The organism is Ruegeria sp. CI1 (assembly GCF_056536925.1).
On the sequence record NZ_JBQFQP010000013.1, the window covers coordinates 96,862 to 114,547 of the forward strand.

The 17,686-nt window shown below is 55.9% G+C and carries 14 protein-coding genes and 4 pseudogenes; 7 read left to right on the plus strand and 11 right to left on the minus strand.

Features of this window, described 5'->3' with window-relative positions:
• The first annotated feature begins 9 nt into the window (after positions 1-9).
• The 5 genes and pseudogenes from ACR0LZ_RS15970 to ACR0LZ_RS15990 all read left to right on the plus strand — a co-directional run bounded on the left by ACR0LZ_RS15970 (position 10) and on the right by ACR0LZ_RS15990 (position 4,585).
• Positions 10-1,044, plus strand: coding sequence for an ABC transporter substrate-binding protein (locus tag ACR0LZ_RS15970; protein ID WP_480750823.1), 1,035 nt, complete (start codon positions 10-12; stop codon positions 1,042-1,044).
• Positions 1,045-1,073: 29 nt separating this feature from the next.
• The gene (locus ACR0LZ_RS15975; protein WP_480750824.1) at positions 1,074-1,937 is read left to right on the plus strand and encodes an ABC transporter permease; all 864 of its coding nucleotides are present in this window, start codon (positions 1,074-1,076) and stop codon (positions 1,935-1,937) included.
• A complete protein-coding gene (locus tag ACR0LZ_RS15980; RefSeq protein ID WP_480750825.1) occupies positions 1,934-2,719 on the plus strand; it encodes an ABC transporter permease in 786 nt (261 codons plus the stop codon). The genes ACR0LZ_RS15975 and ACR0LZ_RS15980 overlap by 4 nt, the downstream gene beginning before the upstream one ends.
• Positions 2,719-3,759: an ABC transporter ATP-binding protein gene (locus tag ACR0LZ_RS15985; protein WP_480750826.1), complete on the plus strand. Its 1,041-nt coding sequence runs from the start codon at positions 2,719-2,721 to the stop codon at positions 3,757-3,759. The genes ACR0LZ_RS15980 and ACR0LZ_RS15985 overlap by 1 nt, the downstream gene beginning before the upstream one ends.
• Positions 3,760-3,833: 74 nt before the next feature.
• Positions 3,834-4,585, plus strand: a pseudogene (locus ACR0LZ_RS15990) (IS6 family transposase).
• Positions 4,586-4,642: 57 nt separating this feature from the next.
• On the opposite strand, the gene ACR0LZ_RS15995 reads toward ACR0LZ_RS15990, so the two are convergent.
• The 10 genes and pseudogenes from ACR0LZ_RS15995 to ACR0LZ_RS16040 all read right to left on the minus strand — a co-directional run.
• A complete protein-coding gene (locus ACR0LZ_RS15995) occupies positions 4,643-4,900 on the minus strand; it encodes a hypothetical protein (protein WP_480750827.1) in 258 nt (85 codons plus the stop codon).
• Positions 4,901-4,913: 13 nt separating this feature from the next.
• On the minus strand, positions 4,914-5,615 hold the full coding sequence (locus tag ACR0LZ_RS16000) for a NapC/NirT family cytochrome c (protein ID WP_480750828.1): 702 nt from the start codon (positions 5,613-5,615) through the stop codon (positions 4,914-4,916).
• A gap of 29 nt (positions 5,616-5,644) precedes the next feature.
• The gene (locus ACR0LZ_RS16005; RefSeq protein ID WP_480750829.1) at positions 5,645-6,076 is read right to left on the minus strand and encodes a nitrate reductase cytochrome c-type subunit; all 432 of its coding nucleotides are present in this window, start codon (positions 6,074-6,076) and stop codon (positions 5,645-5,647) included.
• Positions 6,077-6,096: 20 nt separating this feature from the next.
• Entirely contained in the window at positions 6,097-7,023 is a 927-nt protein-coding gene (napH, locus tag ACR0LZ_RS16010) for a quinol dehydrogenase ferredoxin subunit NapH (protein ID WP_480750830.1), read from the minus strand.
• Positions 7,020-7,886, minus strand: a complete 867-nt coding sequence (gene napG / locus ACR0LZ_RS16015) for a ferredoxin-type protein NapG (RefSeq protein WP_480750831.1) — start codon at positions 7,884-7,886, stop codon at positions 7,020-7,022. The genes napH and napG overlap by 4 nt, the downstream gene beginning before the upstream one ends.
• A 37-nt stretch (positions 7,887-7,923) precedes the next feature.
• A complete protein-coding gene (gene napA, locus ACR0LZ_RS16020; RefSeq protein ID WP_480750832.1) occupies positions 7,924-10,425 on the minus strand; it encodes a nitrate reductase catalytic subunit NapA in 2,502 nt (833 codons plus the stop codon).
• A 19-nt stretch (positions 10,426-10,444) separates the two neighbouring features.
• Positions 10,445-10,708: a chaperone NapD gene (locus tag ACR0LZ_RS16025; RefSeq protein WP_480750833.1), complete on the minus strand. Its 264-nt coding sequence runs from the start codon at positions 10,706-10,708 to the stop codon at positions 10,445-10,447.
• On the minus strand, positions 10,705-11,205 hold the full coding sequence (gene napF / locus ACR0LZ_RS16030) for a ferredoxin-type protein NapF (protein WP_480750834.1): 501 nt from the start codon (positions 11,203-11,205) through the stop codon (positions 10,705-10,707). The genes ACR0LZ_RS16025 and napF overlap by 4 nt, the downstream gene beginning before the upstream one ends.
• Before the next feature lie 424 nt (positions 11,206-11,629).
• Positions 11,630-14,077, minus strand: a complete 2,448-nt coding sequence (locus ACR0LZ_RS16035; protein ID WP_480750835.1) for a GcvT family protein — start codon at positions 14,075-14,077, stop codon at positions 11,630-11,632.
• A gap of 296 nt (positions 14,078-14,373) precedes the next feature.
• Positions 14,374-14,993, minus strand: a pseudogene (locus ACR0LZ_RS16040) (IS6 family transposase); the annotation flags it as partial.
• A gap of 104 nt (positions 14,994-15,097) precedes the next feature.
• Between ACR0LZ_RS16040 and ACR0LZ_RS16045 the strand changes: the two are divergent.
• Positions 15,098-16,222, plus strand: a complete 1,125-nt coding sequence (locus tag ACR0LZ_RS16045; RefSeq protein ID WP_480750836.1) for an aromatic ring-hydroxylating oxygenase subunit alpha — start codon at positions 15,098-15,100, stop codon at positions 16,220-16,222.
• Positions 16,223-16,372: 150 nt separating this feature from the next.
• Positions 16,373-17,124 (plus strand): annotated as a pseudogene (locus ACR0LZ_RS16050) (IS6 family transposase).
• A 43-nt stretch (positions 17,125-17,167) separates the two neighbouring features.
• Here the strand turns inward: ACR0LZ_RS16050 and ACR0LZ_RS16055 are convergent.
• Positions 17,168-17,632 (minus strand): annotated as a pseudogene (locus ACR0LZ_RS16055) (transposase).
• Between the last annotated feature and the right edge of the window lie 54 nt (positions 17,633-17,686).

Genomic DNA, 17,686 nt, shown 5'->3' on the forward strand with positions numbered 1-17,686 from the left:
GAGGTCAAAATGAACAAACATATCTTATTGGCTACAACCGCCGTCTTTGTTGGTACTGCCGCCATCGCCGATGAAATTCGGGTTCTGAACTGGCAGGGCTATGGCACCGATCTGGATTGGGCGGTCGAGGCATTCACCGATGCCAGCGGTCACACTGTCGTGCACGAGTATTTCAACTCGGAACAGGAAATGCTGACCAAGCTGCGCACCAACCCCGGCGCTTATGATGTCGTGCTGATCAACGCGGCATTTACACCGCAGGCGCAAGAAGAAGGTCTGATCGGGCCTGTCGATGTTGCACTGGTCGAAAATCTTGCGGACGTACCTGAAAACCTGAGCGGCAACCAGGACCTGAATGCCGGTGGGGCACTGCATGGAGTTCCATGGACCTGGGGTCTGACATCCTTTGCTGTCAATACCGGCGAGTTTGATGAGTTGCCGGACTCGATCGAAGTATTCTGGGACAAGGCGCATGAGGGCAAAGTCTCGATCCGCGACGATGCGCTGGAGGCGGTGCAATTCGCCGCTATTGCCACTGGTCAGGACATCAACAACATTGCCGATTTGGATGCCGTCGAGGCCAAGCTTGCCGAGTTGATGCCACAGATAAAAACCTATTGGGGATCCGAGAACGACTGGAACCAGTTCATGGCCGCCGGTGATTTGGATGTGGCGACTTTCTGGTCCGGATCGGCCAGCCGATCGATGGCTGCCGGTCTGCCGGTGCAGTTCATCGTGCCAAAAGAAGGGGCAATCGGCTGGCTGGACGGACTGTCTGTTCCCAACTCGTCCAACAAGAAAGAGGCAGCGCATGCCTTTATCAACTGGATGATCGACCCAGAGTTCTACGTGAAATGGGCCGTTGATGGTGCTCCTGCATCGGCCAATGCCAAAGCGGCTGCGGCTCTGCCCGATGACGCCTTCAACAAACAGGTTCTCGGAGACCCCGAAGTTGTTGCCCGCGTTCAGTTCCAGCGCCCGGTCTCGGATGAGACTCGCGAGAAATACCTTGAACTGTGGCAAGGTCTAAAAGCCGCCCAATAAACTGCCAACTCTCAGGGGAGTGTTTCTGGATGTCCGATGTTCTTGCCAAACAGGAACGACTGAAGATCTTCAGCCTGCTCTCACCTGCATATCTTTGGCTGACGGTGGCTATCTTCTTGCCACTGTCAGCCATGCTCTATTTCAGTTTCCTATCCGATGTACCGTTTGGTGATGGAGAGTGGTTCCATACGACGGAAAACTACCAGGCCTTTTTTCAAACTTCGACTTATGCCACGCTGTTATGGAAGTCGCTTAGGCTTGGTCTGACGGTGACCGCGATTTCTGTGCTGGTCGGGTTTCCCTGCGCCTATGTCTTAGCCAAGGCGATCAAGGGCCGGTCGCGCGAGGCGCTGTTTCTGCTGGTCATTCTGCCGTTCTGGTCCAACTCGCTCGTGCGCATCTTTTCTTGGGCCATTGTGCTACGCGGCAACGGTGTGCTGGATCTGGGCCTGAATGCTGTTCTTCCCTTCGAAGTGGATGTAAACTTGATGTTTTCGACCCCGGCCATCGTGATCGGGCTGGTTCATTCCTATCTGCCCTATGTTATTCTGACTTCGTATCTGGCGCTTCAGGCCATTGACGACACTCTGATTGACGCTGCCCGATCCATGGGCGCGGGCAAACTGACCATCCTTTGGCGCATCATTCTGCCACTGTCTCTTCCCGGGTTGATGGCCGGGGCGGTGCTGATCTTTGTTCCGGTGGTTGGCTCGTTCATGGAACCCCGCATTCTGGGCGGTCGGGTTGGCACCTATTTCGGTACGGTGATTGAAGATCAATTCGTGGCTGTGTTCAACTGGCCGCTTGGGGCCGCTCTTTCCTTCATCCTGCTTGCCGTGGTGCTGTTGATCCTTGCCTTGGCAAGCCCGGTTCTGAAAAGGGCACAAACATGAGTGGCCGATTTCTGACAGTTTTGGGGAAGGTCTGGCTGGGGCTGATCCTGTTTTTCCTCTATGCTCCAATCATCGTTATGGCGATCATGTCCTTCAATGCCTCACCTTATTATCAACTACCGTTCGAGTTCTCGCTCAGGTGGTACGAGGATTTGTCTGGCAATGGTCAGATTATCGATGCCGCAGCTCGGTCAGTGCTGATCGCGCTTGTGACCACGGTTGTCGCGACAATTCTGGGCACCGCTGCATCTGTTGCCCTGTTCCGGTTCGACTTCCGGGGCAAGCGGTTCTTGCAAGTCATGCTGTTTCCACCCATCGCCATTCCGTGGCTGATCACCGGAACGGCGATGCTGATCTTCTTTTTTGGCGTTGGTCTCGGACGCGGCACCCCTTCCGTCATTATCGGCCATGTAGCGCTTGCCCTGCCCTACGTCATTGTTGTCGTCAGTGCTCGATTGGCCACATTTGATGCCACGCTAGAGGAAGCTGCGCGGTCGATGGGCGCCGACGCCTGGACGGTGACGCGCCGCGTGACTTTACCATGGATTTCTTCCGGCGTGATCGCAGGCGCGTTGTTCGCTTTTGCCGTCAGTTTTGACCAGTTTGTCGTCTCGTATTTCCTGTCAGAACCGGGTGACAGCACGCTACCGGTGCTGATCTACACGTCGATCCGCAAGGGATTCACACCAGAGATCAACGCGATTTCCACAATCATTATTGTTGTTTCCATGGCCGTGATGCTGTTTGCCGCGCGGTTCTCAAACTTCGGAGGAGAACGCTGATGGCCGAGGTTTCTGTCCAGAATGTCACCAAGTCATTCGGACCGCTCAAAGCGCTGAACGATGTAACGATGGATTTCCCTAATGGCGGCTTTTTTGCACTGCTCGGGCCATCGGGCAGCGGCAAGACCACGCTGCTGCGCGCCATTGCCGGTTTCATCTTCACTGACGCCGGATCGATCCGTATCGGCGATACGTCGGTCGAACATATTCCGGTTGAAAAACGCGATATCGGCATGATGTTCCAGAATTATGCCCTGTTTCCCAATATGACCGTCGCAGACAATGTCGGGTTCGGGCTGCGTGTGCGCAAAGTCGGTGCGGCCGAGGAACGCCGGCGCGTTGGCGAAGCGCTGGATTTGGTTCAGCTGGGCCAGCACGGAGACCGCAAACCGCATCAACTGTCCGGTGGCCAGCGCCAGCGGGTCGCACTGGCCCGTGCCATAGTGACAAACCCCAAGGTTCTACTGCTCGACGAACCCTTGTCGGCGCTGGACAAGTCGCTGCGCGTCGACATGCAGATCGAACTGAAGCGTATTCAGCGCGAAATCGGCATCACCACCATATTCGTGACCCATGATCAGGAAGAGGCGCTGACCCTATCCGACAAGATCGGCATCCTTCGGCAGGGAGAGATGATCCAGGCCGGCGCTCCGCGCGAGGTTTACAGCAATCCAACGGATGTGTTCACCGCTGAGTTCTTGGGAGAGGCGAATTTTCTCTCGAAAGATGGTAAGGGGATTTTTAGAGTGGAAGGAGCGGACATCAAATTGCCGCCCGGAACTGCAGCAAATGCCACTTTGGCCGTTCGTCCCGAAAACATGAGCATTCTGGTGGACGAACCACAAGGGGACAACCTGTCAAAGATACCGGCAATTCTGGAACGTCGGATCTTTGCCGGGGCGATGGCAACCTGCATTGCGCGATGCGGAGGGCAGGTATTCAAAATAATCGCCCGCGATCAGGATATTCCCGAACTCAAGGAGGAGGCTCAGGTCTGGCTGAGCTGGGACCCCGAGAAGACAATTGTCGTTCCCGGTTAGGGGTTCAGTGAACTGATGTAAACTAAGGGTATTGCCAAGTTGTACAGGCTGAGTGATCCAGCTATGTCGCGCTAATGAACATCCCACCGATCATGCCATGCCTTAGAGGCTTTCGTTTTCATCGTGAGATCATTGCTTATGCGGCTTGGGCTTACCATCGCTTTGCGTTGAGCACAGCTGACGTCGAGGATCTGTTGGCTGCGCGGGGCGTTATCGTCAGCCGGGAAACAGTTCGGCTGTGGGTCAATCGCTTTGGTCTACACTTTGCAGATTGCATCAGGCGGGATCGTCCACAGCCGAATGACAAGTGGCACATGGACGAAGTCGTGATCATGATCCGTGGCAAGAAGCACTGGTTGTGGCATGCGATCGCCGCCAATGGCGACGTGCTCGACATTCTCGTGCAAACTCGCCGAAATGCCAAAGCTGCAAAGCGCTTCTTCAGAGGGCTGGTTGCCAAATTCGGCGAACCCAGGGTCGTTATCCCCCCTCTCGTGACATTGCATTCGCAATGCACTGCCGGGCGATGGACAAACTGCGCAGCTATGTCAAACCGATCAAAACACTGGCACCGGACGCTGACCATCGCACCCACAAAGGTCTCAACAACGCGATCGAAGTCTCGCACTGAGCAACCCGCAAAAGAGAGAAGCTATTCGGCAAGTTCAAGTTTCACCTGCAGGCTCAGAGATTTCTGTCCGCGCATGACCAAATCAACCTGATCTTCCGTCCCCGCCGATATCAACTCAACGCAAACTCATACCGCCACGCTCGTTCCGACGCCTTCAACCTCTGGAACGATTGCACTGCGGAAATGACAGCCTGAACCTGCCTTCGCCAATACCTTACATGCTTAGGTCAATAACTTGGCAATACCATCCGATCAGGCGGTAGCTCCTTTCAAGCGAATGACTGTGCCCAGGCTCCCGGCGCAAATACCGACGACAATTGCGATCCCCAGATCGACGGTATCAACACGAGAAAACTGGAAACCTGCAAAAACCAGCGTCTCGGCAATACCAACAACGCCACCCATGACAGCACCTAACCAAAGTTGTCGGGTCATCATCCCCAGCGCCAGGCCCAGAACGCCCGGCAAGCTGAGGATATTGCTACCGATGTCTCCCAAAATTTCTAACATGTCTCGCCCCTTCTCAGTCTGTCCGCGTGTCCAGATATGACTTGATCTGGTCGCTTTCCGCCGAAGCTTGTTGATGGATCAATCCGCCAGTTTCCGAGTTCAAAACTTCAGTAACCTTCTGGTACTCCTCAAGATAGCCGGGCGGAAGATTGTGAGCGATGCCTTGGTGGCAGTCGATGCAAGTCATGCTGTTGTCGATTGCGCGTTGGTGTTCCGAGGCGGCGCGGGTTTCCTGGATGGTGAAATCCATATAGTCGAAGTCATGGCAGTTCCGGCATTCCCGGCTGTCCGACGCCTTCATCTTCTTCCACACGGCGGACGCCATGCTCAAACGGTGATCTTCGTATTTTTCGGGCGTGCTTATCGTTCCGGCCAATTCGTGATAGACGTCTTTGACCGCCATGACTTTAGCCTTGATCTTGTGGCTCCACTCGTCCGGCACATGGCAGTCCGAGCAAATTGCGCGCACACCGGAGTGGTTGTTGTAGTGGACCGTCTCGCGATATTCGCCCAGGTTGGTTTCCATCGTGTGACACGACGTACAGAATTCCTCGGTATTGGTCAGTTCCAGCGTCCAGTGAAAGCCGCCCCAGAACAAGATACCTGCCAAAAAGCCGGCAAGGATCAGAAAGCCCGAGCTGAACATGACGGCCGGTGTCCAGAACCCGTTCCATAGACGGCGGATCCAACCGCGTTTTTCAGGGGAGTCTGCCATTTCAGTGCTCCTTTCAATCTTGCGTTGGATTAGTTGTCTGAGGACGGCTGAAAGACATTGTCAACCAACGCCGGAGCATCTGCTTGCGGCACATGACACTGGTTGCAGAAGTAGCGTGTGCCTGCAATCCGATCCAACTCGTTGCCCTCGCGGTCCAGATAATGGGTCATCGACAAGGTTGGGGCGTTTCGTTCGCCAGCCTTGGTCCAGTCATGACAGGCTAGACATTGGTTGGTGCGTAGGTCGATCTGGTATTGCTCAACCGAGTGCGGGATCAACGGCGGTTGCTGGCGATAGTTGCGCTGAATGCGCCCTTCGACATTGCGATGGACCTGATCAAGTGGAACCGGTTCGTTGACATCGGCGCCGCGCAATGTGTCGACCGACTGTGCCAGAGCATATCCGAGACTTCCAACGAGGGCTGCGACCGCGAGGGCGCTTGTAAGTGCTAAGGTTTTCATTGAGTTTCTCCGTTTCTTGCTTAGGCCGCGCGACCGGCCTCGGATGGGTTGTGTTTCTGGTTGCGCCGCTTTGGACGGGCCGGGCTTGGCCTGGGGTCGAAGCGATGGGTAAATTGAAAGACGTCGGGCGCGCAGACATCGATGCAGCGACCGCAATTCGTGCAATCCGGGCTGAGGATCAGAGGGGTCGAATCTTCCTCTCCTCTCAGAGCGGGCGTGATAACCTGCATTTCAGGACACACGGCAAAACAGTCCATGCAATCGTCGCATGCGGCACGGTTTAGTGCTGATACCCGCAACAATGATTGCGCTCCCAGCAGCCCATAAAATGCACCGACGGGACAAAGGTGACCACACCATCCGCGGCGGGACACGATCAGGTCAAAGACAAAAACCGCAATGACGAATGCCCAGGCAAATCCTATGCCGAAGATAAGACCGCGATGCAGCATCGAGACTGGATTTACCAATTCCCATGCAATCGTGCCGGTGGCGAGCGACACCGCAAGCACCATGGCGAGCACATAGTATTTCGTGCTTCGCTTGGGCTGCCAGCCCTTTTGAAGCCCAAGGCGATCATGCAACCAATGCGCGGCGTCGGTCACAGGATTGATCGGGCACACCCAACTGCAATAGACGCGGCCACCGATCAGTGCATAGAGGGTGCCGACAATTAGCGCGCCGACCAGTGCCGTTGCCTCGGGCCAGTGAAATGCGAGCATCGACTGGACGGTCACGAACGGGTCGGTTAGCGGTAACACATCAAAGGTCAGCGAACTTGCGAGGTTTCCCTTTACCCACCAGATGCCGAACCATGGCCCCATCAAAAAGATAAACAGGAAGAAAAACTGGGCCGTTCGCCGCAATAGAAGGTATTTATGCGCGTTCAACCAGCCTTTTTCGGCTATGGCCTCGTGGCCAACGGGGCTTTGAGTTCTTTCGCTCATTGCCCTGCTCCCTCGGCGCCCGGAATTGAAAAACTGGGTTTGAACCCGCCTTCCATGCTGGGGTCTGGGATCGGTTCGGACAGATAGCCGCCCGGCGCCACAAGGTTGTCGGTGCCTGGCCCCGGCAGGCGGTCCGGTAGGTCGATCAGTTCATCGACCAGCGGATTTTGTTCTTCCCAACCCAGTCTGTAGTGTTCGGCAGATTCAGCGGTTGCCAACCGACGCGGCAATACCTTGATCGCCGCTTCTTCCGGTAGCACACAGGCTTTTTCGCATTTTCCGCAGCCCGTGCACGCGTCCGAGTGGACAACCGGCATGAAAATGGCGTGATGCCCGGATCGCTCGTTGTGTCGAACCTCCAGCGTGATCGCCTTATCGATCACGGGACAGACGCGATAGCAAACATCACAGCGCAGACCCAACGCATTCAGGCACCGTTCTGTGTCGATCAGAACAGCAAGGCCCATATCCGCGTCGTCAATATCGGCGAGTTCCTTGTCGAGCGCACCTGTCGGGCAGGCGGCAACACAGGGAATGTCTTCACACATCTCGCAGGGCACATCGCGGGCAATAAAAAATGGAGTACCTGTCGCGGCCCCGTCGACGCCAAGTTCGGCTAGTTTCAGCGTGTCATAGGGACAGTCCCGGACACATAATCCACAACGGATACACGCGGCCAGGAAGTCTTTCTCTGCCAAAGCGCCGGGCGGGCGCAGCGCCTGTGCCGGAAGCGCGCCGGCGTCCGTAGCCAGATAGGTCAGGCCAAGCCCACACACCGCGCAACCCGCAGTCGCACGGGCAGCATCCTGCAAAAAGCGGCGCCGGTCCACAGACCTGAGTTGACGGTTGGAATTGGCGGGCATGACCCTGTCCCTTGCTTTCGGTCGTTAGACGGAGCGCTTATGCGCGCTCCACCTTGCAGGCACATTTTTTGAAATCGGTCTCCTTCGAGATCGGGCAAGTGGCGTCCAGCGTCAACTTGTTGATCAACTGGCCTTCGTCGAACCACGGAACGAACACGACCCCGCGCGGCGGCTTGTTGCGACCACGGGTTTCGACCCGGCTTTGCATATCGCCACGGCGGGACGAGATGGTGATCTCCTGCCCACGCCGCAAGCCGCGATCCTTGGCATCGTCAGGGTGCATATACACCACCGCCGATGGGAACGACCGGTGCAGTTCCGGCACCCGGCGGGTCATCGAACCGGAGTGCCAATGCTCCAGCACGCGACCGGTCACGAGCCATAGGTCGAATTCTTCATCCGGCATTTCCGCTGCAGGCTCGTAAGGCGCGAAGATGATGTTCGCCTTGCCGTCCGGCTTGCCGTAGAATTGAACGCCCTTGCCCTTTTCGACATAGGGGTCATACCCCTCGCGGAAGCGATAGAGTGTTTCCTTTCCATCCACCACAGGCCAGCGCAGACCGCGAGCCTGGTGGTATGTGTCAAAATCAGCGAGGTCATGCGCCTTGCCGCGGCCGAAATCGGCGTATTCTTCGAACAGACCTTTCTGCACGTAGAAACCAAAATGCTTGGACTCGTCGTTGTTGAAACCTTCGGCGGTTTCTGTCAGCGGATATTTGTTGACCTTACCATTCTCGTACAGGATTTCATACAAGGTCTTGCCGCGATACTCGGGCTTCGCCGTCACCAACTCTTCCGGCCACACTTCTTCGACCTTGAAGCGTTTTGAGAATTCCATGATCTGCCAGACGTCCGAACGTGCCTCACCCGGTGCATCCACCTGCTGGCGCCAGAACTGGGTCCGGCGCTCGGCGTTGCCATAGGCGCCTTCCTTTTCCACCCACATCGCAGTCGGCAGGATCAAGTCGGCGGCAAGCGCTGTGACGGTCGGATAAGGATCGGAAACGACGATGAAGTTGTCCGGGTTACGGTAGCCCGGCAGCCCTTCTTCCAGCATGTTGGGGGCGGCCTGCATGTTGTTTGTGCATTGTACCCAATAGGCGTTCAGTTCCCCGTCCTTGAGCATGCGATGCTGCAACACGGCGTGATAGCCCGGCTTTTCCGGAATAGTGCCTTTGGGCAGGCCCCACTTGGCCTCAGCGATGTCGCGGTGCTTTTCGTTCATGACCACCATGTCCGCGGGCAGGCGGTGGGCAAAGGTTCCGACTTCACGCGCTGTGCCACAAGCCGAAGGTTGACCGGTCAACGAGAAGGGAGAGTTGCCTGGCTCGGAGATTTTTCCGACCAGAAGGTGCACGTTGTACATCAGGGAGTTCACCCACGACCCGCGAGTGTGCTGGTTGAAGCCCATGGTCCACAAGCTCATCACCTTGCGGTTCGGATCAGCGTATTGTTGCGCCAATTGCTCCAGCTTTCCTGCTGGGACACCCGACAATTCCGAAACTCTTTCCACGGTGTATTCGCTGACGGCTTCGGCATATTCCTCGAAACTGATTGGCGTAAGCGCACCGTGCTTGCCTTCATGTGACGGGTTCGCCGCGGCCTGTTCCAGTTCATGTGTTGGGCGCAGGCCATAACCGATATCGGTTGCTGTTTTGGTAATGTTGACGTGGTTCTTGACGAATTCTTCGTTCACCGCGCCGTTCTGGATGATGTAGTTGGCGATATAGTTCAGGATCGCCAGGTCGGTTTGCGGTGCAAAAATCATGCCGTTGTCGGCCAGCTCGAACGACCGGTGTTCGAATGTCGACAAGACGTGAACCTGACAGCCCGGTTTGGTAAGGCGGGTGTCGGTCAAACGCGACCACAGGATCGGGTGCATCTCGGCCATGTTCGATCCCCAAAGCACGAAGGTATCGGCGTGCTCAAGATCGTCATAACAGCCCATCGGCTCGTCAATGCCAAATGTACGCATGAAACCTGCCACTGCGGATGCCATGCAGTGACGCGCGTTCGGGTCAATGTTGTTCGAACGCAGGCCGGCTTTCATGAACTTGGCGGCGGCATATCCTTCCCAAACCGTCCACTGTCCGGAACCGAACATGCCGACACTGGTCGGCCCTTTCTTGGCTAGTGCCTCTTTCCACTTCTCGGCCATAATGTCGAAAGCTTCGTCCCAGCTCACAGGCTCAAACTCGCCTTCCTTGTCGAACACACCGTTAGATTTGCGCAAAAGCGGCGTGGTCAAGCGGTCCTGCCCATACATGATCTTGGACAGGAAATAACCCTTGATACAGTTGAGGCCGCGGTTCACCGGTGCTTCGGGATCTCCTTGAGTTGCGACCACGCGGCCATCTTTGACGCCAACCAGAACGGAACAACCTGTCCCACAAAAACGGCAAGCGGCCTTGTCCCAGCGGATATCCGGGCTCGGAAGTTGCGCCGCTGCCTTTTCCGGCAGGGTAATGCCAGCCGCCGAAGCGGTGGCAAGGGCAGCACTTGTTTTCAAAAACGCACGGCGGGATGCGGAAGCGGTCATCGATATGGTCTCCCAGTGTTCAGTGTTGGGTCTGTGAAGCGCTGTCAGATTCAAGCTCTTCAAAATGGTGATAAGTCAGCGTGACATTCAACACGCCGGGAATTTGGTGCAGGGCCATGATCTGATCCGAGGCCCGTTGGGTTTCGGTATCCTCGATGGTGACCACCACACGTCCGTCTTCATGCGCATGCACCTCGCCCCCTTCAGTCGCATCGATTGCTTCAATGACGCTTCGGGTCATGGCTGGCATGGTATGCACAAGGCAGCCGCAGATGTTTGTCATTGGCGGTTCTCCTGGCCGGTTTGAGAATGGACAAGCGAAATTGCGTCAGCCGGGCACGCCGAGACGCAAGCGCCGCATCCTGTACAGGACGCATCGTCGATCAACGGCTCGGCGCTGCCGCCGACACGTAGCTGGAACCGGATCGCGGATAGTTCACAATGATCCTGGCATATACGGCAATTCACGCGGTTAAGCGACAAGCAGGTGTCGGATATCGCGACCCGCCATGGCCACTCCATATCCGGTTTAAGTGCACCCGGTTTGCAGGCATCGACGCACTCGCCGCAAAACGTGCAGGACCTGCGGCTGACGTCAACAACGGGAAATCCGTTTTCACCTGCTGTGATAATCGCTTGTGGACAAACCGCCGCGCAATTGCCGCAGCGCGTGCACGCCTCCAAAAACGCCATATCGGCCCCAGCGCCAAAAGGGCGCGGAACAGGCGCGGAGTTCATACTTCCGCGCAGAAAATTGCGTCTCGTCGCGTGGCTGGTCATTGTCTTCGGCTCGCGCCAGATTGGCTCTGCAATCGTCTCTTACTCTGCCAGCATGTGCCAAACTTTGACCGAGATCAACTGATTGGGGTGTGTCGCAATCTTTGTACGAAGGCCGACGAGGATTTACTACGGGGCTTTGGCGATCAACGTCCGGCAAGTCAGCAAGTGAATGGCCACTGAAATAGTCCCGTGTCGACGTTGTGTTGAGAACATAATTCCCTTTCGACACGGTTACAGTGGCGATGATGACGCGCGGTATGGACGCGGCGAACAGTTTTCTTTTCAGCGCTGCCGATCTGGAGGAGCGTTCCCCGGCGCGGCAGGTAAGAATCGATTGCGCTTGCAGAGGGACGCAGTCCGACATGTGGTGATGCCGCGTGTTGGCACACAAATTCGGAATGGGCATTTAGTCTACGGTACCCCGTCAATAGTGCAAATTGACAATTTGACTGTTCCCTTTTGGCCGCGCGTTTTCGGGATCAAACTGGCAAAGCGGACCTACGATTGCCTTGGTGACTTCACCCGAAAGCAACACTTCCACTTCCGTAAGCACGCCTGCATATGCCGGGTCAACGTAGGCCATGGCGAGGTTTATGCCAGTGCGGTAGCCCCACGCGGATGAAGTAATCGACCCGATTGGCGCGCCATTCACAAATACGCCTTCACCCGGTTGTGCTGGTCCGTTGTCATCGTGGATTTCAAGCATGACCCGTACTTTGCGATTTCCGATACTCATCTGCTCAAGAAGCCCGGACTTTCCGGGGAAATCCTTGGACAAGTCGACAAAACGATGCAGCGCCGCCTCAATCGGATTGAATTCGGTGATAAAGTCACCCTTCCAATGGCCATGACCTTTTTCCAGTCGCATCGAGTCAATTGCAAACATACCGAAATGCGACAGGCCGAATGCTGCACCGACTCTGGTCAGAATATCATACGCGGGGTAGAGTTGCGTGTTGGGGATATGCAATTCGAACGCTTGCTCTCCCGAGTAGCTGATCGCGATGGCCAAAGCCTCGATATATCCGATAAAGACACGCTGCGCGCTTAACCACGGAAAATCGGCTTGACCCCATTTTGTGCGCGGCGACGCTACAGCCAACAAATCACGGGCTTTTGGGCCAGCAATCACAATCATTGTGTGCGTGTTGGTGCGACTCTCGATACAAATATCTGATGCTTTGGGCAAACGTTCGGTCAACCAATCCATATCGTGATACTCAGCCGCGGCAGCAGAACCATAAAACACGCTCCCATCTGACAAAGGTACAATCGTGGCCTCGCCTGCGATATTGCCCTTTGATGTCAGGAAGTAACACAAACTGGCCTTTCCGATCTTTTCTGAAACCCTGGAGCAGGTCAGACTACTCAACCAATCCAGCGCGCCGGCTCCAGTGATGCGGTAGTGGTTGAAACCTGAAAGCTCTGCCAGTCCGACGTTGGTACATAGCGCCTCGATTTCACGCCCCACAATATCGTGCCAGTTCTGAAAAGAAAAACCGTATGAAGTTTTGAAAGCTGGGTCCTGTTTATAGAACTCTGCCCGCTCCCAGCCATTTACGACACCAAATTCCGCACCTTTGGCCTTCAGCACCGGATAAAGTGGTGACGCCTTGGCCGGGCGACCGGCCGGGCGATGCTCGTGCGGCAGATGCCAGCGGAATTCGTGCTGGTAATCCTCGATGGATTTCAGCGCAGTAAACTCAGTGTTGGCAAAACTAGTGAGACGGCGCGGGTCGAGTTGCCAAGTATCCCATTCCGTTTCCCCGTGCACCATCATCTGTGCGAGCATTTTGCCATAGCCACCGCCTTCGCCAATGCCCACGCGCAGTCCGTTCATCGACCAGCAATTTCGGAGGCCTGGTTGCTTTCCGACCAGTGGCCCTGCATCCGAGGCATAGGTGATTGGCCCGTTCACCACCGACTTTATGCCAACATCTTTCAAACACGGAAGGCGGTCAAAAATCGGCTCCATCTTCGGCAAGAGACGATCCAGATCATCCGGGCAAAGCGCATTGACGAAATCAGGATCAATTCCGTCCATCCCGAATGTCTTACAGTCATGTTCATAGATTCCGACAAGAAGGCCATTCTTTTCTTGTCGCATATAAAAAGTGTCACGCGGACAGCGCACCATAGGGACGCGCGTCTCGCGCTCAACCAGTTCAGGGATGTCTTCGGTGACGAAGTACATGTGCTCCATCGCAATGACTGGATACGCGATCCCCATCAATGCACCGACCTCATTGGCGCGATAACCCGCAGCAACCACGATATGCTCGGCGGTGATCGTGCCCTTGCCTGTTGTCACTAACCATTCACCGTTAGGCTTTTGTTTCAAGGCAGTTACGGGGGCGTTGCGGTGAATCATTGCGCCCGCCTTTCGGGACCGGGCCGCCATGGCCTGACACAGCTGCGCCGGGTCGATGTCGCCGTCGCGTTCATCCCACATCGCAGCAAGGACTCCATCAGTGTTCAGCAAAGGATTGCGCCGCTTTGCCTCAGCCGCATCCAGCAGATCAAATTCAATACCCAGCCCCTTGGCCACCGACATGATGTGAAGCACTTCATCCACATGAGTTGGGTTGGTCAGGAGGCGCATACCACCTGTTCCATGGTGATAGTTGATTGGATATGCCGGATCGTCAGCCAGTTCCTTATAAAGCTTGATTGTGTAGTCTCGCAGGAGCAGCAGCAGCTGGTTGAACGCCACGCTGGGACATTGCGCCGCCGAATGCCACGTTGTGCCGCTGGTCAACTCGTTTCGTTCCAGCAAGACAGTATCGGTCCAACCTTCCAGACAAAGGTGGTAAAGCGCCGACAGTCCACCGACACCTCCTCCAATAACAACCACACGAGCATGGCTTTGCACAAGTTATCTCCAGTACTTCTAAGTTTACTAACAAATATCCGCCAAATATTCTCGACTACAAAACAGGATTTATGGAATAAGTATGCCGAAAATAGTGAGTTACGAGCCGGCATGGATTGGACAAAACTGTCCGTCGCCAGGGATTTTGGGACAGATGGCGGCCTGAGCTAAGCGAGGGTCTGGTCGCGCCCGAAGTAGACATCGGTCGGGGTTAGGTTTTGTGGGCTCTCGTGATATCGTCGATGGGGTATTGCCAAGTTATTTGATGCGATGCGCAAAATGTTGTCTCGCAGCCATCAGGCTGCCATCTCAGCAGTGTACTCGTCCCAAAGGATGAACGCATCAGAACGTGCGTGTCGGTATGAGATTGCGGTGAGTTGGTATCGGCGAGGACGGAAGATAAGGTTGATCTGGTCATGAGCAGACAGAAACCTCTGGGCTTGCCGGTGTGATTTGAACCGCCCAAACATTTTCTCTCGCTTCCGGGTGGGCCTATGCGACACTTCGATTGCGTTTTTTATACCTTTGTGGGCGCGACGGTCAGCGTCCGGCGCCAGTGTTTTCATCGGTTTGATATAGCTGCATAGTTTATCCATTGCCCGGCAGTGCATTGCGAATGCAATGTCACGAGAGGGGGGGATGACGACTCTTGGTTCGCTAAATAGGGTCATCAGCCTCTGGAAGAACCGCTTTGCAGCCTTTGCATTTCGGTGTGTTTGCACAAGAATATCAAGCACATCACCTTTTGCGTCGATAGCGCGCCATAGCCATTGTTTTTGCCGCGGATCGAAATCACAACTTCGTCCATGTGCCACTTGTCGTTCGGCTCCGGGCGATCCCGCCGAATGCAGTCTGCGAAATGCTGCCCAAAGCGATTGACCCATAGCCGGATCGCTTCCCGGCTCACGATTATGCCGGGCGAACAACTTGGTAATATCGGCCGGACAGTTCAGGTACGAATTTTCTTGCCGCTGAATGACGCGCTCCCTTAGACTGCGGCAAGAAATCCAGGGGTAAACCATGTCTCATCCGCCCGTGTTCTCGTCTCCATTACTGAAGAACTGCCCGGCCTCGCTGCCGCCTGTGGCGTATTACGAACAGACCTGGTTTGAGCGGGAACGAGCGAAGATCTGGCACAAGGAGTGGGCCTATGCCGGGCGCCTTTCAGACCTGCCGCCAAACACGCTGCGCCGGATCGAGATCGCCGGTCAGTCGGTCTTGGTCGCGCGCGGTCAGGATGACGATATTTCCACCTTTCTGAACGTCTGCCCGCATCGGGGGTCGGAACTTTGCGGACTACAGGACAGGGCCTATAACGGCAAGCTCATCTCCTGTCCCTATCACGCGTGGTCCTTTGACATGACGGGCCGCCTCAGGTCGACCGCATATGCAACCCCTACGGACGATTTCGACAGGGACGCACACGGGCTGCTTCCGGTTTCGCACAAGGTCTGGAATGGCTGCCTGTTCCTGTGCCTTGACGAAACCCCGCCCCAATTTGCGCCGGATCTGGGTCTTGCCGCCCTGGATAACTGGCCCATGGACCGGTTGGTAACCGGCCATGCCCGCGAAATCGAACTGGCCTGCAACTGGAAGGTCTTTTGGGAAAACTACAACGAATGCCTGCACTGCCCAGGTATTCACCCCTCGCTCAGCACACGGGTGCCGGTCTATAGGCAGGGCATCATGTCGGCCGCAGAAGCCAGCGGATCGCCTTACGACGGCCCAGTTCTGGAATCCGGGACAGAAACCTGGACGGTCAATGGTCAACCCTGTGGTCCGATCTTTCCCGATCTGTCCGCGGTGGAACGCGCCGCCGGGCATACCTTTGTCACGATCTATCCGACCGCGTTCATCGTCGCGCATGTCGACTATGTGCGCATCGTCTCGCTGACACCTGTCTCGCCCGAATGCACGCGGTTGAAAGCGGAGTGGCTGTTCCTGCCCGAGACCCTCGCTGCGCCCGGTTTCGATATGGACAACGTCGTCGATTTTGCCGCCGCCGTGTTGGAAGAGGACGGAGCCGCCTGTGAGATGAACCAAAGGGGTCTGCGCGTTTCCCGGTTCAGGGGCGGCCGCCTGATGCCTCAGGAATTTGACATCAAGCGGTTTCACGACTGGGTTCTGACACGGCTGGGCGACTGAATCGGACGGGCTGATCAAAGGTACCAATCGTTTTCGCGGGGCGAGATTTCTTCGCGGAACGACGCGAACTCGGCCTCTTTCACCGCCGCATAGATCTCCAGGTGGTATTGCCAAGTTGTACAGGCTGAGTGATCCAGCTATGTCGCGCTAATGAACATCCCACCGATCATGCCATGCCTTAGAGGCTTTCGTTTTCATCGTGAGATCATTGCTTATGCGGCTTGGGCTTACCATCGCTTTGCGTTGAGCACAGCTGACGTCGAGGATCTGTTGGCTGCGCGGGGCGTTATCGTCAGCCGGGAAGCAGTTCGGCTGTGGGTCAATCGCTTTGGTCTACACTTTGCAGATTGCATCAAGCGGGATCGTCCACAGCCGAATGACAAGTGGCACATGGACGAAGTCGTGATCATGATCCGTGGCAAGAAGCACTGGTTGTGGCATGCGATCGCCGCCAATGGCGACGTGCTCGACATTCTCGTGCAAACTCGCCGAAATGCCAAAGCTGCAAAGCGCTTCTTCAGAGGGCTGGTTGCCAAATTCGGCGAACCCAGGGTCGTTATCCCCCCTCTCGTGACATTGCATTCGCAATGCACTGCCGGGCGATGGACAAACTGCGCAGCTATGTCAAACCGATCAAAACACTGGCACCGGACGCTGACCATCGCACCCACAAAGGTCTCAACAACGCGATCGAAGTCTCGCACTGAGCAACCCGCAAAAGAGAGAAGCTATTCGGCAAGTTCAAGTTTCACCTGCAGGCTCAGAGATTTCTGTCCGCGCATGACCAAATCAACCTGATCTTCCGTCCCCGCCGATATCAACTCAACGCAAACTCATACCGCCACGCTCGTTCCGACGCCTTCAACCTCTGGAACGATTGCACTGCGGAAATGACAGCCTGAACCTGCCTTCGCCAATACCTCACAGGCTTAAAGCGTTTCGGGATTAACTTGATGCATACCCGGCAGCCTTGAAGTAGTTTTGGCACTCGGTGGGTTCGTAGAGATCGCAGATTTCCGCGATGGCATCGAATACTTCGGTGAAGGTCCTCGCGCCGATCCGTCGGAGGTGAGCCTTGACCTTTGAGAAGGCCTGTTCGATAGGATTGAGATCGGGTGTGTACGGTGGAAGGTAAAGGAACTAGCAGCCGTGTTCGCGCAGGGCTTGGGCAGCCCCCTTGTTCCGGTGAGTGGCGAGATTGTCGAGGATGATTACGGTGCCGGGTGCGATCTCGAGGATCAGTACGTGGCGGATGTATGCAGCGAAGGCGGGGCCGTCCATTGCACCCTTGATGACCCATGGAGCGATTAAAGCGTCTTGGGCCAACCCCGCGATCAGGGTTTGCGTCCCCCAGCTTCCAAAAGGAGCGTCCATCATCAGCCGTTCGCCGCAGGTGGCCCAACCGCGCAGGCGCGAGGTTGGTTTTCATAGCAGTTTCGTCAATGAAGACAACGCGTTCAGGTA

Excerpts from the sequence above, each read along its gene's own strand:
- ACR0LZ_RS15995 (WP_480750827.1), bottom strand. The coding sequence starts at position 4,900 with ATGTTAGAAATTTTGGGAGACATCGGTAGCAATATCCTCAGCTTGCCG.
- ACR0LZ_RS16005 (WP_480750829.1), bottom strand. The coding sequence starts at position 6,076 with ATGAAAACCTTAGCACTTACAAGCGCCCTCGCGGTCGCAGCCCTCGTT.
- ACR0LZ_RS16045 (WP_480750836.1), top strand. The coding sequence starts at position 15,098 with ATGTCTCATCCGCCCGTGTTCTCGTCTCCATTACTGAAGAACTGCCCG.
- napG (WP_480750831.1), bottom strand. The coding sequence starts at position 7,886 with ATGCCCGCCAATTCCAACCGTCAACTCAGGTCTGTGGACCGGCGCCGC.
- ACR0LZ_RS15985 (WP_480750826.1), top strand. The coding sequence starts at position 2,719 with ATGGCCGAGGTTTCTGTCCAGAATGTCACCAAGTCATTCGGACCGCTC.
- napA (WP_480750832.1), bottom strand. The coding sequence starts at position 10,425 with ATGACCGCTTCCGCATCCCGCCGTGCGTTTTTGAAAACAAGTGCTGCC.
- napF (WP_480750834.1), bottom strand. The coding sequence starts at position 11,205 with ATGACCAGCCACGCGACGAGACGCAATTTTCTGCGCGGAAGTATGAAC.
- ACR0LZ_RS15980 (WP_480750825.1), top strand. The coding sequence starts at position 1,934 with ATGAGTGGCCGATTTCTGACAGTTTTGGGGAAGGTCTGGCTGGGGCTG.
- ACR0LZ_RS15975 (WP_480750824.1), top strand. The coding sequence starts at position 1,074 with ATGTCCGATGTTCTTGCCAAACAGGAACGACTGAAGATCTTCAGCCTG.
- ACR0LZ_RS16025 (WP_480750833.1), bottom strand. The coding sequence starts at position 10,708 with ATGACAAACATCTGCGGCTGCCTTGTGCATACCATGCCAGCCATGACC.
- ACR0LZ_RS15970 (WP_480750823.1), top strand. The coding sequence starts at position 10 with ATGAACAAACATATCTTATTGGCTACAACCGCCGTCTTTGTTGGTACT.
- napH (WP_480750830.1), bottom strand. The coding sequence starts at position 7,023 with ATGAGCGAAAGAACTCAAAGCCCCGTTGGCCACGAGGCCATAGCCGAA.
- ACR0LZ_RS16000 (WP_480750828.1), bottom strand. The coding sequence starts at position 5,615 with ATGGCAGACTCCCCTGAAAAACGCGGTTGGATCCGCCGTCTATGGAAC.